General features: G+C 39.8%; 25 protein-coding genes and 1 pseudogene. 19 read left to right on the forward strand and 7 right to left on the reverse strand.

Annotated features, from left to right (window positions below):
- Positions 1-6: 6 nt before the first annotated feature.
- From RF53_RS06030 to RF53_RS06045, 4 genes are read right to left on the reverse strand one after another with little or no spacing between them, the layout of a single operon-like run.
- Positions 7-777 (reverse strand): enoyl-CoA hydratase/isomerase family protein, encoded by a 771-nt coding sequence (locus tag RF53_RS06030; RefSeq protein WP_039036934.1) that lies wholly within the window; start codon positions 775-777, stop codon positions 7-9.
- Positions 778-791: 14 nt separating this feature from the next.
- Positions 792-2,399, reverse strand: coding sequence for a carboxyl transferase domain-containing protein (locus RF53_RS06035; RefSeq protein WP_039036935.1), 1,608 nt, complete (start codon positions 2,397-2,399; stop codon positions 792-794).
- A 10-nt stretch (positions 2,400-2,409) separates the two neighbouring features.
- Entirely contained in the window at positions 2,410-3,585 is a 1,176-nt protein-coding gene (locus tag RF53_RS06040; RefSeq protein ID WP_008131008.1) for an isovaleryl-CoA dehydrogenase, read from the reverse strand.
- Between the two features lie 54 nt (positions 3,586-3,639).
- The gene (locus RF53_RS06045; RefSeq protein WP_006794190.1) at positions 3,640-4,074 is read right to left on the reverse strand and encodes a MerR family transcriptional regulator; all 435 of its coding nucleotides are present in this window, start codon (positions 4,072-4,074) and stop codon (positions 3,640-3,642) included.
- A 330-nt stretch (positions 4,075-4,404) separates the two neighbouring features.
- Between RF53_RS06045 and RF53_RS06050 the strand changes: the two genes are divergently transcribed.
- The 7 genes from RF53_RS06050 to RF53_RS06080 all read left to right on the forward strand — a co-directional run bounded on the left by RF53_RS06050 (position 4,405) and on the right by RF53_RS06080 (position 12,097).
- Positions 4,405-5,586, forward strand: coding sequence for a thiolase family protein (locus tag RF53_RS06050; protein WP_006794191.1), 1,182 nt, complete (start codon positions 4,405-4,407; stop codon positions 5,584-5,586).
- A gap of 91 nt (positions 5,587-5,677) precedes the next feature.
- Complete coding sequence (locus tag RF53_RS06055) at positions 5,678-7,168, forward strand: CoA-acylating methylmalonate-semialdehyde dehydrogenase (protein WP_039036936.1); 1,491 nt, start codon at positions 5,678-5,680, stop codon at positions 7,166-7,168.
- Between the two features lie 134 nt (positions 7,169-7,302).
- Positions 7,303-8,460: an acyl-CoA dehydrogenase family protein gene (locus RF53_RS06060; RefSeq protein WP_039036937.1), complete on the forward strand. Its 1,158-nt coding sequence runs from the start codon at positions 7,303-7,305 to the stop codon at positions 8,458-8,460.
- Between the two features lie 10 nt (positions 8,461-8,470).
- Entirely contained in the window at positions 8,471-9,256 is a 786-nt protein-coding gene (locus RF53_RS06065; protein WP_039036938.1) for an enoyl-CoA hydratase, read from the forward strand.
- On the forward strand, positions 9,256-10,407 hold the full coding sequence (locus tag RF53_RS06070) for an enoyl-CoA hydratase/isomerase family protein (RefSeq protein WP_039037202.1): 1,152 nt from the start codon (positions 9,256-9,258) through the stop codon (positions 10,405-10,407). Before RF53_RS06065 ends, RF53_RS06070 begins: the two co-directional genes overlap by 1 nt.
- A gap of 10 nt (positions 10,408-10,417) precedes the next feature.
- Complete coding sequence (gene mmsB / locus RF53_RS06075; RefSeq protein WP_039036939.1) at positions 10,418-11,317, forward strand: 3-hydroxyisobutyrate dehydrogenase; 900 nt, start codon at positions 10,418-10,420, stop codon at positions 11,315-11,317.
- Between the two features lie 9 nt (positions 11,318-11,326).
- Entirely contained in the window at positions 11,327-12,097 is a 771-nt protein-coding gene (locus RF53_RS06080) for an SDR family oxidoreductase (protein WP_039036940.1), read from the forward strand.
- A 276-nt stretch (positions 12,098-12,373) separates the two neighbouring features.
- Here RF53_RS06080 and RF53_RS06085 read toward each other — a convergent pair.
- Positions 12,374-13,302 (reverse strand): annotated as a pseudogene (locus RF53_RS06085) (integron integrase).
- Between the two features lie 242 nt (positions 13,303-13,544).
- On the opposite strand from RF53_RS06085, the gene RF53_RS06090 reads away from it, so the two are divergent.
- From RF53_RS06090 to RF53_RS06145, 11 genes are all read left to right on the forward strand, one after another.
- The gene (locus RF53_RS06090; protein WP_039036941.1) at positions 13,545-14,123 is read left to right on the forward strand and encodes a hypothetical protein; all 579 of its coding nucleotides are present in this window, start codon (positions 13,545-13,547) and stop codon (positions 14,121-14,123) included.
- Positions 14,124-14,243: 120 nt separating this feature from the next.
- Positions 14,244-14,624, forward strand: a complete 381-nt coding sequence (locus RF53_RS06095) for a hypothetical protein (RefSeq protein ID WP_039036942.1) — start codon at positions 14,244-14,246, stop codon at positions 14,622-14,624.
- Positions 14,625-14,738: 114 nt separating this feature from the next.
- Entirely contained in the window at positions 14,739-15,308 is a 570-nt protein-coding gene (locus RF53_RS06100) for a hypothetical protein (RefSeq protein ID WP_039036943.1), read from the forward strand.
- A 113-nt stretch (positions 15,309-15,421) separates the two neighbouring features.
- A complete protein-coding gene (locus tag RF53_RS06105; protein ID WP_039036944.1) occupies positions 15,422-15,667 on the forward strand; it encodes a hypothetical protein in 246 nt (81 codons plus the stop codon).
- A gap of 120 nt (positions 15,668-15,787) precedes the next feature.
- A complete protein-coding gene (locus RF53_RS06110) occupies positions 15,788-16,495 on the forward strand; it encodes a hypothetical protein (RefSeq protein ID WP_039036945.1) in 708 nt (235 codons plus the stop codon).
- Between the two features lie 101 nt (positions 16,496-16,596).
- A complete protein-coding gene (locus RF53_RS06115; protein ID WP_039036946.1) occupies positions 16,597-16,908 on the forward strand; it encodes a hypothetical protein in 312 nt (103 codons plus the stop codon).
- 100 nt (positions 16,909-17,008) lie between these two features.
- Entirely contained in the window at positions 17,009-17,434 is a 426-nt protein-coding gene (locus tag RF53_RS06120; RefSeq protein ID WP_039036947.1) for a hypothetical protein, read from the forward strand.
- 17 nt (positions 17,435-17,451) lie between these two features.
- On the forward strand, positions 17,452-18,030 hold the full coding sequence (locus RF53_RS06125; RefSeq protein ID WP_152607092.1) for a hypothetical protein: 579 nt from the start codon (positions 17,452-17,454) through the stop codon (positions 18,028-18,030).
- A 566-nt stretch (positions 18,031-18,596) separates the two neighbouring features.
- Complete coding sequence (locus RF53_RS06130; protein ID WP_039036949.1) at positions 18,597-19,148, forward strand: cytochrome b; 552 nt, start codon at positions 18,597-18,599, stop codon at positions 19,146-19,148.
- Positions 19,149-19,844: 696 nt separating this feature from the next.
- Positions 19,845-20,858, forward strand: coding sequence for a DUF5924 family protein (locus RF53_RS06140; RefSeq protein WP_039036951.1), 1,014 nt, complete (start codon positions 19,845-19,847; stop codon positions 20,856-20,858).
- Positions 20,859-20,995: 137 nt separating this feature from the next.
- Positions 20,996-21,580, forward strand: coding sequence for a lipoyl domain-containing protein (locus RF53_RS06145; protein ID WP_039036952.1), 585 nt, complete (start codon positions 20,996-20,998; stop codon positions 21,578-21,580).
- Positions 21,581-21,623: 43 nt separating this feature from the next.
- On the opposite strand, the gene RF53_RS06150 is transcribed toward RF53_RS06145, so the two are convergent.
- On the reverse strand, positions 21,624-23,141 hold the full coding sequence (locus RF53_RS06150; protein ID WP_039036953.1) for a leucyl aminopeptidase: 1,518 nt from the start codon (positions 23,139-23,141) through the stop codon (positions 21,624-21,626).
- Between the two features lie 182 nt (positions 23,142-23,323).
- Between RF53_RS06150 and RF53_RS06155 the strand changes: the two genes are divergently transcribed.
- Complete coding sequence (locus tag RF53_RS06155; protein WP_039036954.1) at positions 23,324-23,998, forward strand: NADPH-dependent FMN reductase; 675 nt, start codon at positions 23,324-23,326, stop codon at positions 23,996-23,998.
- A gap of 143 nt (positions 23,999-24,141) precedes the next feature.
- Here RF53_RS06155 and RF53_RS06160 read toward each other — a convergent pair whose 3' ends face one another.
- On the reverse strand, positions 24,142-26,157 hold the full coding sequence (locus tag RF53_RS06160) for a TonB-dependent receptor (protein ID WP_039036955.1): 2,016 nt from the start codon (positions 26,155-26,157) through the stop codon (positions 24,142-24,144).
- Positions 26,158-26,216: the final 59 nt, after the last annotated feature.

The following is a 26,216-nucleotide window of genomic DNA, read 5'->3' on the forward strand; positions in this document are numbered from 1 at the left end:
TTAATCCTACAGTTGCCAAGCGGGTGGGCGTTTATCAAAAAAGGCACTAAGCCCTTCTTGGCCTTCATCAGATACACGAATCTTTGCAATACGTTCGGCCGTAAGCTCAATAATTTGTTCACTAATAGGCTTGTTTGCCACATCATTAATTAAAGCTTTAGCGGCTTTGACTGCAACGGGGCCGTTATCAATCAGTGTTTGTAGCATGTTATCAAGCGCACAGTCTAAATTGCCGGTTACTTGATGAACTAATCCAAGTTGTTTGGCTGTGTGGGCATCAAACACCTCGGCAGTTAAAAAATATCTGCGAGCAGCACGCTCACCTATGGCTTTAATTACATACGGGCTAATTACCGCAGGAATAAGCCCAAGCTTAACCTCACTTAAGCAAAACTGAGCATCATCTTTGCTTAGTGCAATATCGCAACAGGCAATTAAGCCTAGCGCGCCACCAAATGCAGCGCCCTGAACAGCACACACTGTTGGGTGAGGGCTGGTGGCTAAAACCTGCATTAATTTTGCAAGTTGCATAGAGTCGGCTAGGTTATCGGCGTAATTGTTATCAGCCATGGATTTCATCCAGGCTAAGTCTGCTCCGGCTGAAAAGTGTTTGCCTTCTGTTTTTAACACAAGCGCTTTTATATCAAGCGTATTTGCATGTTCAATGCATTGAATTAATTCGTGTATTACTTCGCTATTAAATGCGTTTCTTTTTTCAGGGCGGCTTAAAACAAGTACAGCCACATTAGATTTTGTTATTTGTAGTGTTACTGACATTTACTGCGCTCCGGTTACATTCTAAATACGCCAAATTGAGAATCTTGTGCTGGTGCATTCTTAGCAGCACTTAAGGCAAGTCCTAATACGTTACGTGTGTCGGCTGGGTCAATAATACCGTCGTCCCACAAACGCGCGCTGGCATAATATGGGTGGCCTTGCTCTTCGTATTGCTCAATGATTGGCTTTTTAAACTCGCTAATTTGCTCATCGGTCATACTCTGGCCTTTTCGCGCTAAGCCGTCTTGCTTCACTTGGGCCATTACCCCTGCGGCTTGCTCGCCGCCCATGACTGAAATACGGGCATTAGGCCACATCCACATCATGGTGGGTTCAAATGCGCGGCCACACATACCGTAGTTACCAGCGCCATAAGAGCCGCCAATAAGTACCGTAAATTTAGGCACATCGGCACACGAAACCGCCATCACCATTTTTGCGCCGTGTTTTGCAATGCCTTCGGCTTCGTATTTTTTACCTACCATAAAGCCGGTAATATTTTGTAAAAAAACCAGTGGAATATTGCGTTGTGCACACAGTTGAATAAAGTGAGCGCCTTTTTGAGCCGACTCGCTGAATAAAATCCCGTTATTAGCCACTATGCCAACAGGGTTACCGTAAATGCTTGCAAAACCGGTTACCAGTGTTTCACCAAAGTAGCGTTTAAATTCATCAAATGATGAATCATCAACTGTTCGGGCAATGACTTCTCGTACGTCAAATGGCTTTTTAAGGTCGGTACCTACAATGCCGTAAAGTTCGCTTATATCGTACCGAGGCGCTTTTATATCTTTTAATAACGGTGCAGTAGGGCGTGTGTAATTAATGCGTTCAATACATTGGCGTGCAATAGACAGCGCATGCTCGTCGTTTTCAGCAAAATGATCAGCTACCCCTGATATTTTACAATGAACATCAGCACCACCAAGCTCTTCAGCCGTTACTTCTTCACCCGTTGCCGCTTTTACAAGCGGCGGGCCTGCTAAAAATATGGTGCCTTGTTCTTTTACTATTATGCTTTCATCCGCCATAGCCGGTACATATGCACCACCAGCAGTACATAACCCCATGACCACAGCAATTTGAGGAATGCCTTTACCTGACATTCGAGCTTGATTGTAAAAAATACGGCCAAAATGTAATTTATCGGGAAAAACATCATCTTGCTCAGGTAGGTTAGCACCGCCAGAATCAACCAAATAAATACACGGTAAATGGCATCGCTCTGCAATGTCTTGTGCTCGCAAATGTTTTTTAACAGTAAGCGGAAAGTAGGTGCCGCCTTTAACCGTGGCATCGTTTGCAATGATCATGCATTCAATGCCTTTTACACGGCCAATACCAGCTACGACACCTGCGCACGGGATTGCTTGCTCATAGACGCCAAATGCAGCGAATTGAGAAATTTCTAAAAATGGTGAACCTTCGTCAATTAGCGTACTAATACGATCGCGTACAAATAATTTACCGCGACCTTCGTGACGCTCTTTTAAAGCAGTCCCACCACCTAAGCTTATCGTGGCAACTTTATCGCGTAAATCATCCACTAGCGCCGACATGTTTTTATGATTTTGCACAAAAGTAGGATCGTGTGGATTAACGCTCGATTTTAAAATCGTCATAATCTAATCCTTAACGGCTTTCAGTGAAAAGTTCGCGACCAATTAGCATGCGGCGAATTTCAGACGTGCCGGCGCCAATTTCGTATAGTTTAGCGTCACGTAGTAATCGACCCGTTGCGTATTCGTTTATGTAGCCGTTTCCACCTAGTATTTGAATCGCATCCAGTGCCATTTTGGTTGCCAATTCGGCGGCATATAAAATGGCGCCAGCAGCATCTTTTCGTGTTGTTTCACCGCGGTCACAGGCTTTAGCTACCGTGTAAACGTATGAACGAGCAGCGTTCATTTGTGTGTACATATCGGCAACCTTGCCCTGAATAAGCTGAAATTGCCCAATTGGGGTATCAAACTGTTTACGCTCATGAATGTAAGGCACAACAATATCCATACATGCTTGCATAATGCCAAGGGGGCCTGCTGCCAATACAACACGTTCGTAATCTAGGCCGCTCATAAGAACTTTTACGCCTTCGTTTAAGTTACCTAAAATGTTTTCTTCAGGCACTTCACAGTTTTCAAATACTAACTCACAGGTGTTTGACCCGCGCATACCAAGTTTGTCGAGCTTTTGTGCGGTTGAAAAACCAGGGAACGTCTTCTCTACTATAAATGCAGTGATCCCTTTAGCACCGGCGTTTAAATCTGTTTTAGCGTAAATAACCAGTGTGTCTGCATCCGGGCCATTGGTGATCCACATTTTATTGCCGTTCAAAATGTACTTATCGCCTTTTTTCTCAGCTTTAAGTTTCATCGATACCACGTCAGAGCCCGCATTAGGCTCACTCATAGCAAGCGCACCAATGTGTTCACCGCTAATAAGTTTTGGTAGGTATTTTTCTTTTTGTGCTTGTGAACCATTACGGTTGATTTGATTAACACACAGGTTTGAATGCGCACCGTAGCTCAAGCCAATAGACGCACTTGCGCGGCTAATTTCTTCCATTGCTATAACATGCTCTAAATAGCCTAAGCCCGCACCACCAAACTCTTCAGGAACGGTCATGCCTAACACGCCCATTTCGCCCATTTGCGGCCAAAGTTGATTTGGAAATGTATTGTCTATGTCGGTTTGTTCAGCTAGTGGCGCAATTTCTTGGCTTGAAAAACTATTTACATGGTCGCGGATCATATCGGCGGTTTCGCCAAGACCAAAGTTCATCTCTTTATAAAGTGAAATAGTGCTCATGATTCATTCCTGTGTGAGTGTGTGTTATCAGTGTGTTTTTATTTTAAAAATAAACTACTCGTCTATTTTATTCAGTGTGTCTCTACAGCGTCGTTCCGCAGTAACCAGTTCCATTAGGACAACTTTAATATCGTCCATTTGCTGCGAAAGGTCGGCTTTTTTCTCTGAAATCAGATCTAGCATAGTGACTAGTTGTTTAGCGCTTGATTTATCAGCGTCATACAGTTCAAACAAACGGCCCGTTTCGGCAAGCGTAAAGCCTAGGCGTTTACCCCGTAAAATGAGCTTTAAGCGCACTTTGTCGCGCTTTGAATAAATACGTGTTTGCCCATTACGCTCAGGTGATAAAAGCCCTTGGTCTTCATAAAAGCGTATAGAGCGAGTTGTAATGTCAAACTCTTTAGCTAAATCGCTAATGCTGAAAGTTTGTTCATTACTGGTCGGTATAGTGGCGGAACTTGCAAAGTTTGTTTGATTATCTGGTTTCATAATTGTGATTACCTCATTCGAATAACTCCAATATAAGTGAAGTTTACGTAAAGGTAAAGTGCTGGCTGATGCGAAATAAATATAAGCGAAGTGGTTTGCAGTATTTGTAATTTAAATTATTTAATTACAATGACTTAATTTTAACTTAGATTGTAAGAACCAAAGGTGGCAAAGAAACCTTACAGATAAGAAAGTATAATTTTAACGGTTTTTAGTTGACGTTAGCGTAAACGTTAGTATTGTGTATGGTTATTAAATAATAATTTAAAACACAATTAATAGAGTAAATATTCTAACAACTATTTACCCTTAAATACAATGGAGTTAGCTATGTCTTTAGAATCAGTGGTAATTGTAGCAGCAAAACGTACGCCTATGGGTGGCTTTATGGGCGGGCTAAGCGATGCTCAGTCTACTGAATTAGGTGCAACGGCTATTAAAAGTGCATTAGCGCAAACTGGTTTAAAAACCGATGCAATTGACGAAGTAATTATGGGCTGTGTACTCCCTGCTGGTTTAGGTCAAGCGCCAGCTCGTCAAGCCATGTTAAAAGCAGGGCTAGCTTTAAGCACGGGTGCTACCACCATTAATAAAGTATGTGGTTCAGGTTTAAAAGCCGCCATGCTTGCTAACGATTTAATTAAAGCAGGCTCTATAGAAACAGCGATTGCTGGTGGTATGGAAAGTATGACCAACGCCCCTTACTTTATCCCAAAAGCGCGTGGCGGAATGCGAATGGGCCACGGCGAAATCAAAGATCACATGATGAGCGATGGCCTTGAAGATGCATACGACAATAAAGCCATGGGTTGTTTTGCACAAGATACCGCCGACGAATATGGCATTGGCCGTGAGCAAATGGATAATTTTGCACTTGGCTCATTAAGCAAAGCGAATGCCGCAATTGCAAACGGCAGCTTTGAAAACGAAATAGCACCGCACACAATTCAAACACGAAAAGGCGATGTAACGGTATCGGTTGATGAGCAACCAGGTAATGCACGCCCAGAAAAAATCCCAAGTTTACGTGCAGCCTTTAAAAAAGACGGCACAATCACTGCCGCTAACTCATCATCTATTTCGGATGGTGGCGCAGCCCTCGTTTTAATGACTGAATCAAAAGCAAAAGCACACGGCTTAACCCCCCTTTGTAAAATTGTAGCGCACAGCACACATTCTCAAAAACCGAGCGAATTTACGGTAGCACCAGTAGGTGCAATGAACAATGTGCTCGAAAAAGCCGGTTGGACAACAACTGATGTAGACCTTTGGGAAATTAACGAAGCTTTTGCCATGGTAACAATGCTTGCAATAAACGAGCTTAAGCTTGATGAAAGCAAAGTAAATGTTAACGGTGGGGCATGTGCACTTGGCCACCCAATTGGTGCCAGTGGCGCACGTATTTTGGTTACGCTTATTCACGCTCTTAAAAACCGAGGCCTTAAAAAAGGCGTTGCTTCTTTATGTATTGGTGGCGGTGAAGCCGTTGCAATGGCAGTAGAAGCTTACTAAGTACCAATCACATTAAAAATACGCAGCAACATAACAATAATAAAGCTGCGCTATTTTTAAAACTAACACACTAATACAATAGGATTTAACCATGCACCAAGTTCCACTATTAATAGATGGCGAATTTATTAAATCGACTTCTAAAGAGCTAATCGATGTTATAAACCCAGCAAACCAAGAGGTTTTAGCACAGGTTCCGTGTACCACTGATGCAGAAATGGATGCGGCAATTGCTTCAGCCTCTGAAACATTTAAAACATGGAAAGATGTGCCAATTACTGAGCGTGCACGCATTATGATGAAATACGCCGCGCTTTTAAAAGAACACCATGATGAACTAGCCACTATTATTTGCCACGAACTAGGTAAAACCTTTGAAGATGCTAAAGGTGATGTATGGCGAGGTATTGAAGTTGTCGAACAAGCGGCTAATGCACCTTCGCTGATGATGGGCGAAACAATGGAAAACGTAGCGCGCAAAATCGATACCTACTCTTACATGCAGCCATTGGGTGTGTGTGCAGGTGTTACGCCGTTTAACTTTCCGGCAATGATCCCACTTTGGATGTTTCCGCTGGCAATAGTGTGTGGTAACACATTTATATTAAAACCATCAGAGCAAGACCCACTAACGCCAATGCGTTTAGCTGAGCTATTTATTGAAGCGGGTGCACCTAAAGGCGTTCTGCAAATTGTACATGGTACAAAACCGCAGGTAGACCGGTTATTAGAAGATAAAGCCGTTCGTGCTATTTCGTTTGTAGGCTCGTGTGGTGTAGGTGCCTATATTTATTCAAAAGGCACACAAAACCTTAAGCGTGTTCAAGCCTGTGTAGGTGCAAAAAACCATATGGTAATTATGCCAGATGCGAGTAAATCGCATGTTGTAAATAACCTGGTTGGTGCATCTGTTGGTGCCGCAGGGCAGCGTTGTATGGGTATTTCGGTAGCTGTATTTGTTGGTCAAGCAAGTGAATGGGTAGATGAAATAAAAGCAGGCTTTGAAAAAGTACGCCCAGGTTTATGGGATGACAAAGACGCAGCCTACGGCCCACAAACGTCAAAAGCAGCAAAAGAGCGTATATTATCGTTGATTGCAAGCGGTAAAAAACAAGGCGCGACCTGTTTAATAGATGGCTCTGACTTTAGTGTAGAAGGTTACGAGCAAGGTAACTGGGTTGGCCCAACTTTATTTACAGACGTTACAAAAGAAATGGACTTATATAAAGAAGAGATTTTTGGTCCTGTTTTGGCTTGTATGTTTGTAGACACATTAGAAGAAGCTATCGCCTTAATTAACGAAAGCCCTTACGGTAATGGCACCTCGCTATTTACTTCAAGCGGTGCAGTTGCACGTAAATTCCAACACGAAATAGAAGTAGGTCAAGTAGGTATAAATGTTCCTATTCCTGTGCCACTGCCGTTCTTCTCATTTACCGGATGGAAAGGCTCTTTTTATGGCGATACTCATACGTATGGTAAGCAAGGTATTCGTTTTTACACCGAAACCAAAACCATTACCTCACGTTGGTTTGAAGACGATATAGCGTCAGGCCCTAACATGAGCATTAACTTAAAATAATTAATAAACACACACAAAAAATAATAACAAAAACGGGCGCGAAGGTTTTTCACACACATAAATATGCCTTCGCCGCTCTTCACTCACAATCCCAATACGGGAAAACCGACAACACACAACTAAAGAGGTCTATCATGGACTTTAACTTATCAGAAGACCAACAAGCCTTTGCACAAACTGCTCGCCAATTTGCCGAGTCAGAGCTTGCACCTCATGCGGCTAAATGGGATCGCGAACATATTTTTCCTAAAGATACGATAAAAGCAGCCGGTGAGTTAGGCTTTTGTGGTTTATACACACCAGAGGACGCGGGCGGCCTTGGTTTATCACGTTTAGACTCAAGCATTATTTTTGAACAACTTGCACTAGGGTGTACGGCAACCACTGCCATGCTCACTATTCATAATATGGCTACCTGGATGGTTGCAAGTTTTGGAACAGACGCAATAAAAGATCAATATGTAGACCAATTAGTTATGGGTGAGTTATTAGCTTCATACTGCTTAACCGAGCCTGGTTCTGGTTCAGATGCAGCTTCACTTAAAACAAAAGCAGTACGCGATGGCGACGAATACGTTATTAACGGTTCTAAAATGTTTATATCGGGTGCAGGAGAAACCGAAGTGCTAGTGGTCATGGCGCGTACTGGTGGCGAAGGCGCTGCGGGTATTTCTGCGTTTGTTGTACCGGCCGATGCAAAAGGCGTTGAATACGGTAAAGCAGAAGAAAAAATGGGGTGGAATGCACAGCCTACACGACTAATAAGCTTTGAAGATGTGCGTATTCCTGCACATAACTTACTTGGTGCAGAAGGCGAAGGTTTTAAGTTTGCAATGCAAGGCCTAGATGGCGGGCGAATTAATATTGCCACCTGTTCAATTGGTACTGCACAAGCGGCCTTAAATACAGCACGTGAATACCTCAAAGAGCGCTCACAATTTGGTAAACCGCTGGCTGCTTTTCAAGCGTTACAATTTAAAATTGCTGATATGAACACAGAGCTTGTAGCGGCGCGCCAAATGGTAAGGCTTGCGGCATTTAAACTAGATACTGGCGATAGCGAAAAAACCACTTATTGTGCTATGGCCAAACGCTTTGCAACCGATGTTGGTTTTACAGTGTGTAATGAAGCACTTCAAATACATGGTGGTTATGGTTACATAAAAGAATACCCATTAGAGCGCCATGTACGTGACGTGCGCGTTCATCAAATACTTGAAGGCACAAACGAAATAATGCGTGTGATTATTGCGCGTCGAATTTTAGCTGAATCAGCAAGCGAAATATTATAAGGAGCACGGTATGTCTGAATCAAAACCAAGCATTGAGTTAACAACCGAAGGCCATGTTGCTATTTTAACGATGTCTAACCCGCCAGCGAATACCTGGACAAAAGACACCTTAATTGATTTAAAAAATAAAGTTAACGCGCTTAATAACAATAAAAACATTTATGCCTTAGTGCTAACGGGTGAAGGCGATAAGTTTTTTAGCGCAGGCGCCGACCTTAATGTATTTGCAAGTGGTGACAAAGGTATTGCTGCAGACATGTCGCGTGTATTTGGTGAAGCGTTTGAAGCATTAACTAATTTTAGAGGCGTGTCGGTTGCTGCTATTAATGGCTATGCGATGGGCGGCGGTTTAGAGGTTGCATTAGCGTGTGATATACGCATTGCTGAACAACAAGCACAAATGGCACTCCCTGAGGCAAAAGTCGGTTTATTGCCGTGTGCAGGTGGCACGCAAAATTTAGCATGGTTAGTGGGCGAAGGCTGGGCTAAACGCATGATTTTGTGCGGCGAGCGCTTAAAAGCTGATAAAGCACTACACATTGGTTTAGTCGAAGAGGTTGTTGGCCAAGGTGAGAGTTTTGCTGCTGCGCTTAATCTTGCAAACCAAGTAAGTGAGCAAAGCCCTAGCTCGGTTGCGGCATGTAAAACATTAATTCAAAAAGGGCGCCACCAACCCATGGCGAGCGTTTTACCATTAGAGCGCGAACTATTTGTTGGTTTATTTGATACTGATGATCAAAAAGAAGGCGTAAATGCCTTTTTAGAAAAGCGCAAAGCAAAATGGGTAAATGGCTAATGAGTGATTTAACCTTATTAAATAAAGCGGATGATTCAGTACTTTTTGAGACGGCAACCGCAGCCAACGGCCGTTTAATTGGGCTTATTACACTAAACGCACCTAAATCGTTAAATGCGCTTAATTTTAACATGATCAAATTGCTTACTCCTCAACTAAAGGCATGGGCAAACGACGATGCCATCGCAATGATTATTTTAAAAGGGGCAGGAGAAAAAGCGTTTTGCGCTGGTGGCGATGTAGTAAGTCTTCATGATGCAATGGCACAAGGTGAACCAACAAGTTTAGTTGAAGAGTTTTTTACCCAAGAATATAAGCTCGATTACCTTATACATACCTACGTTAAACCTATTCTTGTTTGGGGAAACGGGATTGTAATGGGAGGCGGTTTAGGGCTAATGGCTGGCGCAAGCCACCGTGTTGTTACCGAAACCTCACGTATTGCAATGCCAGAACAAACAATAGGTTTATACCCCGATGTAGGCGGCAGCTATTTTTTGCATAAAATGCCCAAAAGTGTTGGCTTGTTTTTAGGGTTAACGTCAGCGTCTATTAATTGCGACGATGCGTGTTTTGTATCACTTGCCGATCACTTTATTGACAGCGGTAAATACAACGACATGCTAAACACTATTTTAGCTACAAGCTGGAGTAAGAGTGCAAGCGAAAACCACACGGTGCTAACTAATTTACTAAATGAGTTAAACGCGCAGTCTGCTGATATGCCAATAGGAAACGTTAGCGCTAATTTAAAAACAATTCAAACACTAGGTAGTTTTGCCTCATTGCAAGAGCAAGTTGATTACCTATTAAGCTTAAGCACCGACGACAAGTGGTTGCAACGTGCGCAAAAATCGTTAAAACATGGGTGCCCACTCAGCTGTGCATTGGTCAGTGAGCAGCTTAAAGCAAGTAAAGGTAAAACCCTTTTAGACTGCTTTAAAATGGAACTAGGCATGTCGGTAAGAGCCGGTGAAGTAGGTGAGTTCCAAGAAGGCGTTAGAGCACTGCTAATCGATAAAGACGGCGCCCCCAATTGGCAATACCCAACACTCCATGATGTGCCAAGTAGCGTAGTTAATAGCTTTTTTGATAATCGTTACGGCACTAGTCACCCACTTGATGGCCTAGACACGGCAACACAAAAATAAAGGAAAGACGATGACTAAACTTAATATTGGTTTTATCGGATTAGGAAACATGGGCGGCCCTATGGCGGCAAATTTAGTAAAAGCGGGGCACACAGTCACTGTTTTTGATTTAAACCAGTCGGTCGTAAATGAACTTGCTAGCCAGGGGGCTAAAGCGGGCGTTGATGCAGCGCAATGTGCCACCAATGCCGACGTTCTGATCAGCATGTTACCTGCAGGCAAGCATGTTAAATCGCTATACTTAGGTAATAACGATAACAATGGACTAATTGAGGTTTTAAGCAAAAATACCTTAGTGATTGACTGCTCTACAATTGATGCCGAATCGGCACGCGTTGTAGGAAATGCACTTGACGAGCAAGGTATACGGTTTGTTGATGCACCGGTTTCAGGTGGTGTAGCCGGGGCAACGGCAGGAACGCTTACGTTTATCGTAGGTGGTGAACAAACCGCATTCGAAAAAGCAAATACTGTATTAGTAGATATGGGTAAAAACATATTTCATGCTGGCGATATTGGTGCAGGTCAAGTTGCAAAAATATGCAACAACATGCTGCTTAGCATATTAATGGCAGGTACAAGTGAAGCCATTCAAATGGGTATTAATAACGGGTTAGATCCAAAAGTGCTGAGCGATATTATGACTGCAAGCTCAGGTCGAAATTGGACATTAGAGTTATATAATCCGTGTCCAGATGTAATGGAGACAGCACCGGCTAGTAATAATTATAAGCCAGGTTTTATGGTTGACTTAATGGCAAAAGATTTAGGTCTTGCCATGGAAGCAGCTCAGCAAAGTAATTCATCAACGCCAATGGGTTCAATGGCAAAAAACTTGTACACTATGCTTCAGCATCAAGGTGCAGGCAGCGATGACTTTAGCGCCATATTTAAATTGTTTTCGAAGTAGGAGTAAACCGTGGAAATTAAAAATAATACGGTAGTAATCACAGGTGGAGCGCAAGGTTTAGGTTTCGCTATGGCGCAAAAGTTTGCAGCTATGGGCGCAAATATTGCACTTATTGACATGGCACAAGATTTATTAAACAACGCATGCGAGCAATTAAACCAGCTTGAAGGCGTAAAAGGTATAATTAAAGGCTACGCTGCTAATGTGACGGTTGAAAGTGAAGTAGAAAACGTATTTAGTACCATTAATAGCGATTTTGGCCACATTGGTGTGCTTATTAACAACGCTGGTATTTTGCGTGACGGCATGTTCATAAAAGCTAAAGACGGAAAAGTGGTTAAAAAAATGTCGCTAGAGCAATTTCAATCAGTGATTGACGTTAATCTTTCCGGCGTATTTTTATCAGGACGCGAAGCTGCAAGCCACATGATAGAATCAGGCAAAGGCGGCGTAATAGTAAATATGTCGAGCGTAGCGCGGGCAGGTAACATAGGCCAAACAAATTACGCGGCATCAAAAGCGGGTGTAGTGGCACTTACCACCACATGGGCTAAAGAACTTGGCCGTTTTGGTATACGCGTAGGCGCTATTGCACCAGGTGTAATAAGCACCGCCATGACCGACGCCATGAAGCCAGAAGCCAAACAACGTATGCTTGCGGTAACACCCGTAGGGCGCTTAGGTGAAAGCGACGAAATTGCCCATACCGCACAGTACATAATCGAAAACGACTTTTTCACCGGTCGCGTGGTTGAAATAGACGGCGGTATTCGTTTGTAAATTAAGTTTTTTACGTTTGAATTTAAAAAGCATGGCGCTTATAGGCTGTGCTTTTTTGTTTTAAATCTGGGAGATTTATAATCTTGAAAAAGGACTAACAACCCCGTTGGCACCTTGTTGTAGTACATGAGTAGGATACCCGCTGCATTAAAACGTTAATCATTTTAGCGCTCTAAATAACTCATTAACTGCGTTAAAAACTTCTCATGTAGATAAACTATATAACTAAGTTTTTGCCTTGTTACTGAGCTATTTATCTGTCGCTATAATTGCTCACTAATTCAATACAGCGGGTATTATTTGTGTTGTACGCACATCGTTGTGACCTAGTTGTGTTTGTACTGTACGAATATCAGCGCCGCTTTGCAGTAGATGCGTAGCAAATGAGTGTCGCAAAGTATGTGGGATAACGTTTTTATTAATATGTGCTTTTGTTGAAGACAGTTTAACAGCCTTTCTTACCCCTGAATGATCTAAGTGGTGACGTCTTATTTCTCCTGTTTCAGGGTCCGTACTTAATTTATGTGATGGGAACAGAAACTCCCATTGTAAAGACTTATTAGCGCTTGGGTATTTTTTACTAATTCGATGAGGCATCCATACACCGGCGTACGCATCATTTTTAAATCTAACTGTAAATATTCATCAACTTGAATTTTTTGATTTCTTAGCATTGGTATTGATTCTTCAGCAAGTGTCACAATACGATTTTTATTACCCTTGCCGTTCCAAATGCGTATATTTTTATAGTCGAAATCAATATCATGAACTCTTATTTTTACTGCTTCCATCAGCCGTAAACCACTTCCATAGAGCAGGCTTGCTATCAAATATTGTCGTTTATTTATATTTCTAAAAAATAGCGATACCTCAGTCTGTGTAAGTACGACAGGCAGTTTCTGTTGGCGGTTACTTTTAACGAAATTTAAATCTAATGAAAGCTCATTCTTAATAATATGTTTATATAAAAAAGCAAGTGCATTTAAAGCGGTTGCTTGTGTTCTCGCTGCCACTTTTTTAGTGACTGTTAAGTGATTTAAAAATATTTCTACTTCATTATTGCCCATACTGGTAGGGTGTCGCTTATTATGAAAATGGATATAGGCAGTAATCCAAAATACATAAGTTTCAATAGATTTTTTAGCATAGTGATGGCTATACATATAGTTGATAATACTATTAAGAAAAGGGGATTTAGTTTTCATTTTAAATCTCAATTAACTGTATTTACATACAGTGTTGGCGTTTTTCCTCCTAAGTCAAGAAATGAGGACGTTTTCCTCTTTCCTGCATATAATTAAAAGAGCAGCCTGACTTAAAGTTTAAAGCTGGCAATGTGTTACAGGATTTGTTATTTATATGAAAAAACAATTAAGGGGACATGCATTGCTCATAAAAAGAGGAAAGTGTCCTCTGATAAAGCTGTTATAAGAACAAGGATGTATCGGTGAAATATCTAATAATTACTATATTTTCTGCTTTTTTAGTTGGGTGTGTTTCAACGATGCCCAAAGCTGGCATTAGCCAGACCTATAATCATGTAGGCGCTAAAGTTACTTCGCCTAGTGAGCCAAACTGGTATTTGATGAAACACACTGATCCAAGTGTAGTTTTTGGTAAAGAATATTCCGACAAATCTGAAACTGCTATAGCAAATACTTACCTTTACTGGATTGGTGAATTTCCTACAGACAAAGAATTCTTTGACAAAGTTATTGAGAGTAGAAAAACCTTTGATAACAAAGCTCGCTTTAAACAACTTGAATTAAATTATGAAACGCTCACATTTAAAGGGCGTCCTTGCTTAAAGTATAGTGGTGTTGCCGAAGACCACGGAGACAAGGGGCTAGAGTCAAAAGACTTCCAATACTTTAAAAATCAAGGTTATATTTGTCGTACTAACTTAAATCAAACTACAGCTTTATTAATGGAAGTATCACATCGCTCAGATAATAAGGAGTTTCCACAAAACTTGGATAATGTAGCGCTAGAGTTTTTCAATAATATTGAACTTACGGCGTATTAGTTCTTATTACAAGGCATTAAAGCCGGACTCGCAACAGTTTGCTCGGTTCCGCTACGCTTCACATTTTAGCAAACTATTACTCACCGCTTAATGCGGCGTTATATTACAAAAGGAGTTGTGGTGAAGTTTCTAGTTTTTTTCGCATTAAGTTTTCTGTCATACACAACTCAAGCTTGTATGTTTCCACCTAAAGGGTTAATCGAGGAGCATAATAATCAATTTGATTTACTTGTTTTATCTTCTCTCTTTATCGCGGTTATTTCTCTGTTAATAAGGTTCTCCCATCAAAAATCTAGATTGTGGGTGCCTGCAATATTAGTTTTAGGGTTTGGCTACTTTCCATTTATTCTATTTAACCTTGATAGTTATGGGATGATCGGCCCAGGTGGCGCTTGTGGTCGGCCGGGGATGGTTTTAATTGGTCAAATATGCCTAGGCGGTTACTTATTTATTTTGGGTTACGAACTATTTAAGTACTTAAAATATCGGCGTAAATTGTAATATAACAAGCTAATTAACAGGACAAATTACAGTTGGTTTTTGCTCCTGCGTCGCCTATTATAACCAACTGAAACTTGCCCTTTATTAGGGCGTTAAGTTGCTCTGAGGATACACGTGAAATTTCTACCCGTAATAATATTATTTATTTCCAGTGTAACTTTGGCAAATGAAGACCCATGTGAAAGAACTGATTACCCTGTAACAACGGTTAAAGAGTTTAAAACATTAGCAGACAACAGTTTTCCTTCTGTATATAGACAAGATGACAATTCGAAAGTAACTGTCACTGTATTAAAGCTTAAAAGCATCATTGAAAAAGAAATGCGGAGCCATCGTCCTTATTTAAAAAAGGCAAAAGAGCATCTTTTATCCTCTTTGCAGAAATTATCAACTACAGAGAGTATAAACGAGAAAGAACTATGGCTTAATGCAAGCAACATGAATAGTGAAGAGCAACAAGTTGCATCGCATGTTATGGCTGGTATTCAGGAAGCTTTTGTAATTGCGCTATTTACAGGGTCAGCGTTTGTTGAAGTAAATAATCAACCAATCAAAAAGCTACAGGTAAGGTTCTTGGAGGGTGTAGATGAAACAATCACTACCCATGAACATAATAAGGTAAAAAATATTCGCTTTGAAAGTGGTAATACATTAGTTTTCCAAAAGTGTTGGCTCGCAAAGTAGCAACTTAACAAGCAAATTAACAGGACAAAAAACAGTTGGTTTTGCTCCTGCGTCGCTATTTTAACCAACTATTTTTTGCCCATTATTTGGGCGTTAGCTGTTTAAGGTAGAGTATGAGTTTTCTGGGAATAATTCCCTTTATTATTGCAATCATTGCTTTTATCTTTGCATTTAAGCATTTCACTAAGTTTGTCGATGGAGCTTGGCGAAGAAGTTTTTCTAGTAAGCACTTAGCTTTATTTTTTGTATCAGCATTTATATTTTTAAGTATGTTTTACATCATGGCTGAATATCATGAAGAGTTAGGTATTAAATCTTCATGTGCTAGAAGTGCGGACTGTTTCCAACAAAACAGCTAACAAGGCGCTCAAAGGGACAAAAAACAGTTGGTTTTTGCTTCTGCTTCGCTTATTTTAACCAACAATATTTTGCCCATTATTAGGGCGTTAGGTATTTAGAGTCATAATCAAGGATTGTCGATGAAAAAAATTATAATAATCTCGTTATCAATATTACTAGGAGCTTGTTCTACAGTAGGCTCACATGATCGCTCAAGTAGTTACTATGCTAATGATTCAAAACCTAAAGGACTCGCTAGTGATTCTTTACTTGGTGAAAACGATCAAAAAATTAATGAATTACTTTATTACCAAGTAAAATTGCCTCCTAAAAATAGAATCGCAATTTTAAAATTAAGCCAAGATAATCACTGGAAATTTTATTCTAACGACTTCACATCTCTAACCACTTCATTAGTTGATGGTTTTATTTCTGAATTAAGGTCATCTAATAAAGTATATGACGCATCATTTTTACCAGCAATGCTAGTACCTGAGAAGAGAACGGTTCCAACATTAAGAGAAGCTGCGGCAAGATTTCAAGCCGACTTATTATTAGCTTACAGAACGTCTTGTAATTCATACAATAAGTACCGTTTCATTGATCCAAATGAAACTAAAGCTTATTGCTCTGTCGAGGCAATATTACTAGATGTACGCTCAGGTATAATTACAAAGTCTGTTGTTAGTACACAGGACTTTGTTGCAAAAAAACAAAAAGAAGATGTCAACTTCTCTGAAACTGTTAAAAAAGCAGAGTTAGAAGCTATATCTAAATCATTATTAGAGGTGGCAAAACAAGTGAATAATTTCCTGTCAAATGTTGCTGTAATTGGCAAAAATACCTAACAAGTCATTTCAGCAGGACAAAAAACAGCTGGTTTTTGCTCGTGCCTCGCTAATTTTAACCAGCTATTTTATTGCCTCTGAATGAGGCTTTAGGTGTTTCAATGGATTTGAGAAAAGTTTTATTTATAGCGTTATTAGTAAGTAGTTTTTTTACCTACTCTATTGTCCCTAATGATGAATATTACAAATTAGCTGATACGCAAATATCTCAGTTGAGTTCCGAACTTAAAGAAATTGAATCAAGTTTAAAGTTAAACCCTAATAACGAAGTCGTAATTAAGCTTAAAAGTAATCTGGAAAAAGAGATTAAACTTATTAAGCAACGCGTTAGATTATTTAAAAAGTTAGAACGCTCTGGTTTAATTATGTACTCAAATAGTCAAAACTCTGAGCAGGAAACACCTAACAAATGAATTATGCTGTTCGTAAACTCACTGGGAATTTTACTCGCTGGCCTTCGGCCAAAGCGCTCCTAAAATCCCCATATTCAAAGCGTTATGTTGCGGGAGTAACATGGAAAGTAATGTAGTTATTTCTTCGATTTGGGAAGATGAATCTTTATTTGAAGTAAAAGTTTCTGGCTCAAATGGAAAATTCACTGGGGAAGCTGCTTGTTATACAAATCGTGAAAATATTTTAGAGCTAGCTGAAATTTTAGAGGTTTTTCCACAGAAACTGTCGGATTCTTTTAACTTTTCAACAGGAAAAAATGATGGCATCTCTTACTTTTCAATCTCAGGCTTTCGTACCGATGGTTCAGGACATATCTTGCTAGCTATTGAAATCGCCCATATCGTTAGCTTTACAAATGCGAGAACCCAAAACTATAAAGCGTCGTTTGATCTCCGAGCTGAGCCAGAAGGGGTCAATCAATTCGGCAGGCAATTGAGGAAAGTTGCCTGTGAGCCACTAGGCAAAACCGCTTATTTAAAGCGTTAGCAGTACAAGGGAGTACAGTGAAATATCTAACATTATTTTTCATTATTATCTTTTCGAATCTTTCCTATGCTGACAAGTGGGGAAGTCCGGAAGTTACTTCTGCTTTAAATGAAAATTCGTCAATTGTAGTAAGGGTTACTCCTGGAGACGGCTTTTTGAATCACGATTTAAAAAGCTCGGAAAAAGATTTTGCTAAAGCTCAATATTTCAAATGGAATGGGAGTAATGCTTATGACATTTACCAAGAAATAACGTTAAAAAATCCAGCAGCTCCAATTCGAGTGCTAGTGGCAAATGATGGTACATTAGTTACCATTGATAATTGGTATTCGACAGGCTCAGGAAAAGTTATTGTGATTTACGCTCCTAACGGAGAGCTAATCAAAGAGTATGAGTTAACAGGGCTTTTTCCTAAAAAAGCTGATTTTGATAAACTTGGCCGTAGTGTATCTTCGATTCAATGGCGTTGCACAGGATTACAACCTGAATTACGTTACGGCTATTTATATGTGCCTCATGTTTTAGGTGGTAGCTTACGTTTTAGTTTACAAACAGGGGGATTAGATAAAATCCAACCTGACAGTAAGTGTAAATAGTACTGCTAACAAGAGACTATGGCGTCAATAGCTAACCATTATTTTCCGCTTAGCAGAGCGTTATGTCACAGAAGGAATTGATAAATGCGGTTAACTTTTTTACTACTCTTTTTTACTACTTCTGTTTGACAATTTTGGCTGCCTTGCCTCATCTTGCATCGTCACCGATGAAATGCGCGAGAAGTTCCAAGCATGGTGAGCCAAAGGGGTCAAATCTTGACTTTAGGCATTATAAGAGCCAATTCTGCAAGCTTTGGCTAGTCTAAATCACTCGTCGTTCTAGATGCTCTTTCTCTTGCTGCTATCTATTACTTTTAAAACACGTTAATTATTTAAAACGGTAACTTAAGGTTGTCGTTTTTTGCCTACTATTTAAGTTTATTTTAAGCTTGCTCAGTTATTGTAACTAATACTTAAATTCCAGAATCATTAAACCATTGAACTGACTTAGTAACTCATTTTATGTTTTAGATCATTAAGCAGTGAGTGATTAAAGGTTAGCCTGTAAACATATACTCATACGCATAAGTGAGCTTTTAACTTTAATTCGTTTTTTAGGAGTTATTATGAATTTTAAAAACACAACGACTCATTACAATACATTCTCTATAGCCTTACACTGGCTTATGTTTATTTTAATTGTCACTGTTTACGGCAGTATTGAACTTCGCGAATTATTTGATAAAGGCACTGCAACCCGTGATGCCTTTAAAATGTGGCACTTTATGTTGGGTTTATCTGTGCTAGCTTTAGTTAGTGTGAGGTTAGTTGCTCGTTTAGTGGGTGGTGCTGCACCTGCCATACAACCTGAGCCTGCAAAGTGGCAAAATAAATTAGCTACATTTGTTCATATTGCGCTGTATGTGTTTATGTTTGCTATGCCAATAGCTGGTTGGCTAATTTTGAGTTTAGCAGGTAAACCCATCCCGTTTTTTGGTTTAGAGTTGCCTGCGTTGGCCTCTCAAAACTTTGAACTTGCTAAAAGTATTAAAGAGATACATGAAACCGCAGGGGAAGTCGGTTATTACGTAATAGGTTTACATGCGGCTGCGGCTTTATTTCACCATTATGTTTTGGCTGATAATACGGTATCGCGAATGCGTTTGCCAAAATACTAGAAATAATAAAATGAACGGAGCCGACCTTTAAATTTGCCTTTAATGTTTGGTGACTGATATTTAGCTGGTACATCCTTAAACGTTGTGTTTTTTAAATTAAACTATTTGAGTACGTTAGCAGCAAAGAACCAAATGTTGCTCTTTTAGCTTTAAAAGCTTTAGTTAGTATTTTTATAATTATTGGGTTAATGTTTGCTAAATTCAATTTTTGAAGGCTAGAGTATGGAATTTTTATATCATATTTTAAACTGGGGTTCCCCTTTAGGTTTGGGGTTATTCTTTTTTCTTTCATGTGCTGGCACTGGCATACTATTTTGGGGTTTATCTCAATTTAAAAAAAGCTCTACCACTAATCAATAACGTGGTTTTTTTTAGTTGGGCCTTTGTTTGAACAACATTTACCGTTCAATTGCTCAAAGGCCTTAGTTAAAACGCTTTATATTAATCCTGAATATTTGTTATTAGTACCGTCCTTATAAACTGTGTTGGTTTTGTGAGTGTACAATAGATTTTTATTTACATAATTTGTAATTGAGCCACATAAACAATTTACCAAAATAGTCCCGCGCTCTTATTTAGTTTCTCAATATTAAAAATATTATTGGGCTATCTATGTTCTGTTCATTTTTGTTTAGCTAATCTGTTATAACTAACTTCATAATAATAAAGTGCATTTGGTACTTACAAAGCGAACAAATGAACAAAATAAAATCGTTGATTACTCAATTTATTAATGCAATGCAAAAACGACCGGGCTTATTGGCTGTTTTAGCGTTTTGCTCTGGTATTGCAAGCTACGTGCTAGTTGATAGAAAGGAGTCGTTTGCGCAAGTTGTTGCTTTAGTTTTACTTATAAGCTGGTTGTGGTTAATTGTAGATAATTGGCTTCGTGATAAAGTTGAAGAACGATTTGGTGTGAGTGTTTCACCTAATGTAACACGTTTTGCTCTACAAATGATTCAGCAAGAGAGTTTGTTTTTTGCGCTACCATTTTTTTTAGTTGTAACCCAGTGGGATCATCCTCAAGCAGTATTTACATCACTTATTATTTTGTGTGCGGTTGCATCGGTTATTGATCCCTTCTATTACAAAAAATTAGCTAAAAATAGAACGCTATTTACGGTGTTTCATAACTTTGCTTTGTTTGTAGTTTTACTTGTTACATTGCCTATTTTGTTTAGCTTAACAACCAGCCAAAGTTTAGCTGCTGCATTAGTTATAGCCGTTGTATTAACATTACCTAGTCTTACTAATTTAATGCCTAATGCCCCGTGGTGGCGTTTACCTATTTTAGCAATAATTTTATTCAGTTTGAGTGTAGGCATATGGCAATTAAAAAGCTTTGTTCCACCTGCCGCGCTGCACCTAACAAGCATTACATTAGCGCATGAGGTAAATGAGCAAAGTAAAAAACCGATAGGAAATGTTAACTCGTTAAATGAACGCTCGTTACACGCAAAAGGGCTTTATACATGGACAGCGGTAAAAGCACCGCGAGGGTTAAACGAAAAGATATTTCATGTATGGACACACAATAAAAAACAGGTAGATAAAATAGCGCTTAATATCAGCGGTGGGCGTAAAAGTGGTTATAGAGCATGGACACACAAAGTAAATTTTCCACAAAACGCGGCAGGAAAGTGGCAAGTTAAGGTTATGACTGAATCAGGCCAGTTAATTGGTTTAACTAAATTTACGGTGACACTTTAATACAAGCTGCACAAAAATTTGATAAGGCATAAATAAATTAATAGGGACTGTACGTGTTAAAAAATTATTGTTAACTATCAAAGGGCTTGATAGGCTGTATTAGTAAACTTATTACATTTATTAAGCAAGGAAGAACGATGAACAGTGATGTTTTAATACCTCATTTACCCGAACCAACAATGTCTGCTTTGGCTACAAAAATATATGTGACTGAGGGGCAACACGTAAAAAAAGATGACACATTACTTGATGTGGAAACTGATAAAGTTGTTCTTGAAATTGTTGCCATGGCTAACGGAGTTGTCACCAAGATAAATATAAATGAAGGTGAACAGGTTAGCTCAAACCAAGTGGTGATGCAGTTTGAATATGACGAAATAACCGAGGAGCTAATACAAGCCCCTTTGAGTGATAAACCTGAATTTCAAAATAACACCAGCGACGTAGACCAAATTAACACCCATGATATTCAGAGCTCAGTCACTGAAACACCCATTCATAATGAAATAATAAATCTAGAGCCAACGATTGATGATCCCAAACAGGCTTGCTTTGATAAACATAATGATACGCCACATACAGAATCTAAAATAGACACCGGAGCACAGCTACCTCAAGAAGTAAGCCATAGTGGTGAGAGTAAACGGGTGTTTTATACGGTTGCTGTACTAGTGGTAGGCATTATTATTGGTGTAACAGCGAGTCGCTTTATATTTAATTAGTGGAGTAAACGCCAAAAGCGTGGGCTTTTGGCGTAAAATAAAATTAGTTAGCCAATAGCCATTCGCTTAACAAGCGTACACCATAGCCTGTGCCGCCAGGTGATAGTTCACCTTTTCCTTTTTTAACTAACGCGTTACCTGCAATATCAATATGAACCCAACGCGTTTCACCCGCAAAATGCTCTAAAAACGTTGCTGCAGTGGTTGCGCCAGGTCCGCCAGACCCTACGTTTGTTATGTCGGCAATGTCTGATTTAAGCATATCTTTATAACCTAATGGTAAACGCCATAGGTTTTCGTTTACCTGCTCGCCAGCAAGTGTTAGCTGATTTACGAGTGTGTCGTCTTTTGAGAAAACAGCCGCATACTCGTTACCAACGGCACGAATTTTTGAACCAGTAAGCGTAGCTACATCAATCATTATGCTTGGGTTGAAGTGCTTACGTGCATACCACATTGCATCACTTAAAACTAAACGGCCTTCGGCGTCGGTGTTGAGTATTTCAACACTTAAGCCTTCAGCTGTTCGAACAACATCGCCAGGCGCTACTGCAAATTGCGAAACCATATTTGCCGCCATGCCCATTACAGCTACAACGTTTTTGTCGGCTTTGGCCATAGCCATTGCTTTAACCGTACCGAGTACAGCTGCAGCGCCTGCCATGTCTGATTTCATACGCGCGATAGATGCACCTGTTTTAATACTATAACCGCCCGAGTCGAATGTTATACCTTTACCTACTAATGCTATTGGGTCGTCGTTAGAGCCTTTATAATGGGCAACGACTAAGCGAGCACCCTGATCGCTACCGCGGCCAACGGCTTCTAATGCGCCCATACCAAGCTCTTTAAGTTGTTCAGGCTTTAAAACTGTAATGGTCACGCCTAACGATTCAAGCTCTTTTGCTGCATTTGCAAAATCAACTGGCGTCATTTCAGTGGCTACTTCAGAGGTAAGATCGCGTGCTAAAAATACACCGGCCTGAATACTTTCTAGCTGTTTATACGTCGCTTTCGTCTTTTTTGTGCTATCGACATCAAACGAGTAAGTCACTGTTTGCGTGCTAGGTGTTTGTTTGTATTTTTCAAAACGATGGTCACGCAGGTTTGCGCCATGCGCAAAGTTTGCAGCTAGTAAATGGTTTGCATCAACACCCGTTACATCGTCAAATAATACATTGGCGGTATCGGCTTTATATTTAACTAATTGAGCGTGCACGTTTCCGCCTAATTTAGCAATGCGTGCTTTATTTAACTCGTTTTGTTTACCAGTTCCGACGACTAATATACGTTTGTAGTTACTATTAAGTGGGGCAATCAGCTGTGTTGTTTTGGCGTATTCACCTTCAAAGTTTTCAACATCAATTATACGTTGCAGCTGTCCATTAAATTGTTTGTCGAGGTTTTTAAATTGATTGTTTTTTCCATCTTGGCTATAAAACACAATTAATGTGTGTGCATCGTTGTCTACTTTAGAAGAAAACGAAAACTGTGCTGCGTGTGTATTTAAACTAGCGCTTATTGCTAGCGTTAAGAGAGAGGCTTTAATTATGTGTTTCATCGTTCACCTAAGATTAATTTAAAACTGTTTTTTACCTATTTTTGAGTGCTTAGTTAAGTGCGATAAGCTGAAACGGCAATTAAGAGCGACGTATAACGGCATAAAAAATACGTTATAAATTTATTTGCATGTCGGTGATACTAGGCTTAATGTAAAACAAAATATTTACATGGAGTTATATTATGAAGTTTTTATTGTTTTTAGGCACTGTGCGTGAGAGCTCCCCCCCTAAACCAGTACGTCTTGGAAGTAGAGTTAGTAAAGCATGTTTATTGTGTTTGCAGTCACACTTTAGTGAACATGAATTTGAAATAATTGATGCGTTAGATTACCCAAACGACGCTGTATTTAAACCCCACTTTGCATATACACAGCACAATGCCCCCACTAAACTTAACAATTTGGCCGATAAAATTAAATCTGCTGATGGCTACATAATGATCAGCCCTGAATATAATCACTCTATGAGCCCTGCATTAGCTGATCTTCTCAATCACTTTGGTAGTTCACTGTTTTCGTATAAACCCAGTGCGATTGTTTCTTATTCTGCTGGGCAGTGGGGTGGGGTTCGTGCAGCTATTAGTATGCGCACTTTTTTATCAGAACTTGGGTGTTTACCAGTATCGTCGATGATTCATGTTCCAAAGGCACAGGATGTGTTTAACGAGCTTGGAGGGTGTGCTACTGATGATGATCAGACCTCGTGGTTTAACTATTTTACTCGTACATTTAATCAATTAATATGGTGGGCTGAGGCCGCTAAAATACAGGCTGAATGTAAAAACCCTCATAATATGATTGCAAGCTTTAAAACAAGCCCCGCGCAGCGAAATGCGCCTAAAACAACTACTAATTAAGTTACTGTAATTTAAATTATATGTATTTGTACTGTTTGGGTCATCAAAAAGTAAAGAAACCGGTTAGGCGAAATTTTGCAAATAAGTGCCCATTTACAGCTACACTGTATTTATATACAGTGTAGCTATTGCGTTAATAAATACTAAAACAATAAACTAAGTGTTAGGCGTGCAGTTCTGGGCTCAATAGGGTGAAAATGATTATCTTCAACGCCTTGAGCGGGCTCACCGGATAAACGCGATGCATAATAGTAATCTATATCGTGGTCGGTACTGTTAAACAAGTTAAGTAATTCAAAGTCTACTTTCCAATGGGTTTGCTTATAGCTCACAGAGCTATTAACTACCGTTAGCGGGTTTGAGCGCTTATCACCGTCGTCTGTTAATGTGCGTTTACCAATATGGCGTACCCTGATCGATGATTGCCATTGTTTACTTAAGTGCCAATTTAAACCTGTACTTGCTACAACGGGTACAGCGCCTTCTATGTAATTGTTATTGTCATTTATATCTAAGCGAGAATGTGTAAACGAGGCTTCTAAATCAATATTAAATTGGTCGTTAATCCAGTAATAGGCACTCATTTCTAACCCATACCGCTTAGACGCATCACTTGGCTCTGTATTACCAGCATCTCCGACAAACAATAGTTCTGAGTCGAGTTTTAACCACCAAAGCGCAGCTGACATATTATATTTTTTTTCATCAGCAAATCGTAATCCAATTTCAGCGCCTTCACTTTTTACTAATAGATCGACCCGTTCGGCTTGATCACCTGTTACTGGATCGATATTTATTGTGGAGCCGCGCGCATCGTTAGAGTGAAATGATTGCCCCCAATTTGTATAGGCAGCTAGCAATTGAGTAAAGCGATAATTTAAGCTTGCTTTAAAACTGATTAAATCATCACTTGCTTTACCTGAGTTTACGGCGGTAATACTGGTTACATTTGTATCAAAATAGTCGTACCTTACACCTGCTGTTGCTTCTAGTTTTGGGGTAAATAAAAGTTTAGACTCCCAAAAGCTTGAATAACTCGTTTGCTTCAGTGCATCTTGCCTTACTGTGCTTAGCTGTTCTCTGGCTTTAGTGTTATATAGCCCAACGTTATCTATATCGTCGTGTTTAAGCTCAAGCCCTGCAGTGTGTTGCATGTTTATGCCTGATGTTTTAGTTTCAAACTGATAGCTTAAAGTGGTGCCATAAATATTGCGGTTATCTTGCTGATTAAACTGATCGCCATTAATTGGGTCATTTAAAAAATAACTGAAATTAGAATATAGGTTTAAATCGTAATTTATTACATAAGCGCTGGCTTTCAAATGCTCCCCTTGCCAATTACCCGATAAACTATAACGACTAGAGCTGCCGCCAAGAGTGGTGTCGAGCGAGCCTAATTGTGTTATTAATTTTTGCGAAACAGCACGCTGTGGAATTTGATCGGCTGAGTTCCATGTGTTGTCGTATGCCATTGCGCTTATTGATAGGTCACCATTAAATGCTTTACCAACATAGCGTAGTAGGGCATTTTTTTTATTCACGTCTTCGTTTATGTCATCCCAAGGGCCGTCGTAGCCTTGCCACTCAGCAGCCGCAATAAGTTTACCTTTTTTAAGGTTAGTTGAGCCAAGTACTACCGCGTGTTTATAGTTATCTTCACCAATACTTAGTTCTATTTGCTGGTGCTTAACATTATCAAGCAGTTTAAACTGTGCACTACCGGCACTTGAAAAATCACCTTGGCTTGCGCTATATGAACCCTTTTGATAGTTAATGGTAGAAATAGATTCGGGAATTATAAAGTTTAGATCGGTGTAACCTTGGCCGTGTCCGTGGCTACGCATGTTGATAGGCATACCATCGATACTGGTGGCAAAGTCGGTTCCATGGTCTAAGTTAAATCCTCTAATAAAGTATTGGTTTGCTTTACCTGAGCCACTGTGTTGAGTAACCGCCATCCCCGGAATGAGCTCTAACATTTCAGCGCTTCTTAGCATTGGGCGCTGCTCAATTTCACCTTGGCCAATAATGCCGCTAGAGGCACTGATTGATTCGCCAATTAAACCATCACGGTGCCCATATACAGTGAGCTTTTCTATATTGGCATGTACATAACCGCTATATAATGTGCCGATAGTTAAAATTGCTAATGTTTTCATCCTTAAAGTCCTATCTATTATGTTTACTATTCAGTGCTGTTTAAATTAAAACGACTAAG

Source organism: Pseudoalteromonas sp. ECSMB14103, assembly GCF_000813065.1.
GTDB lineage: Bacteria > Pseudomonadota > Gammaproteobacteria > Enterobacterales > Alteromonadaceae > Pseudoalteromonas > Pseudoalteromonas marina.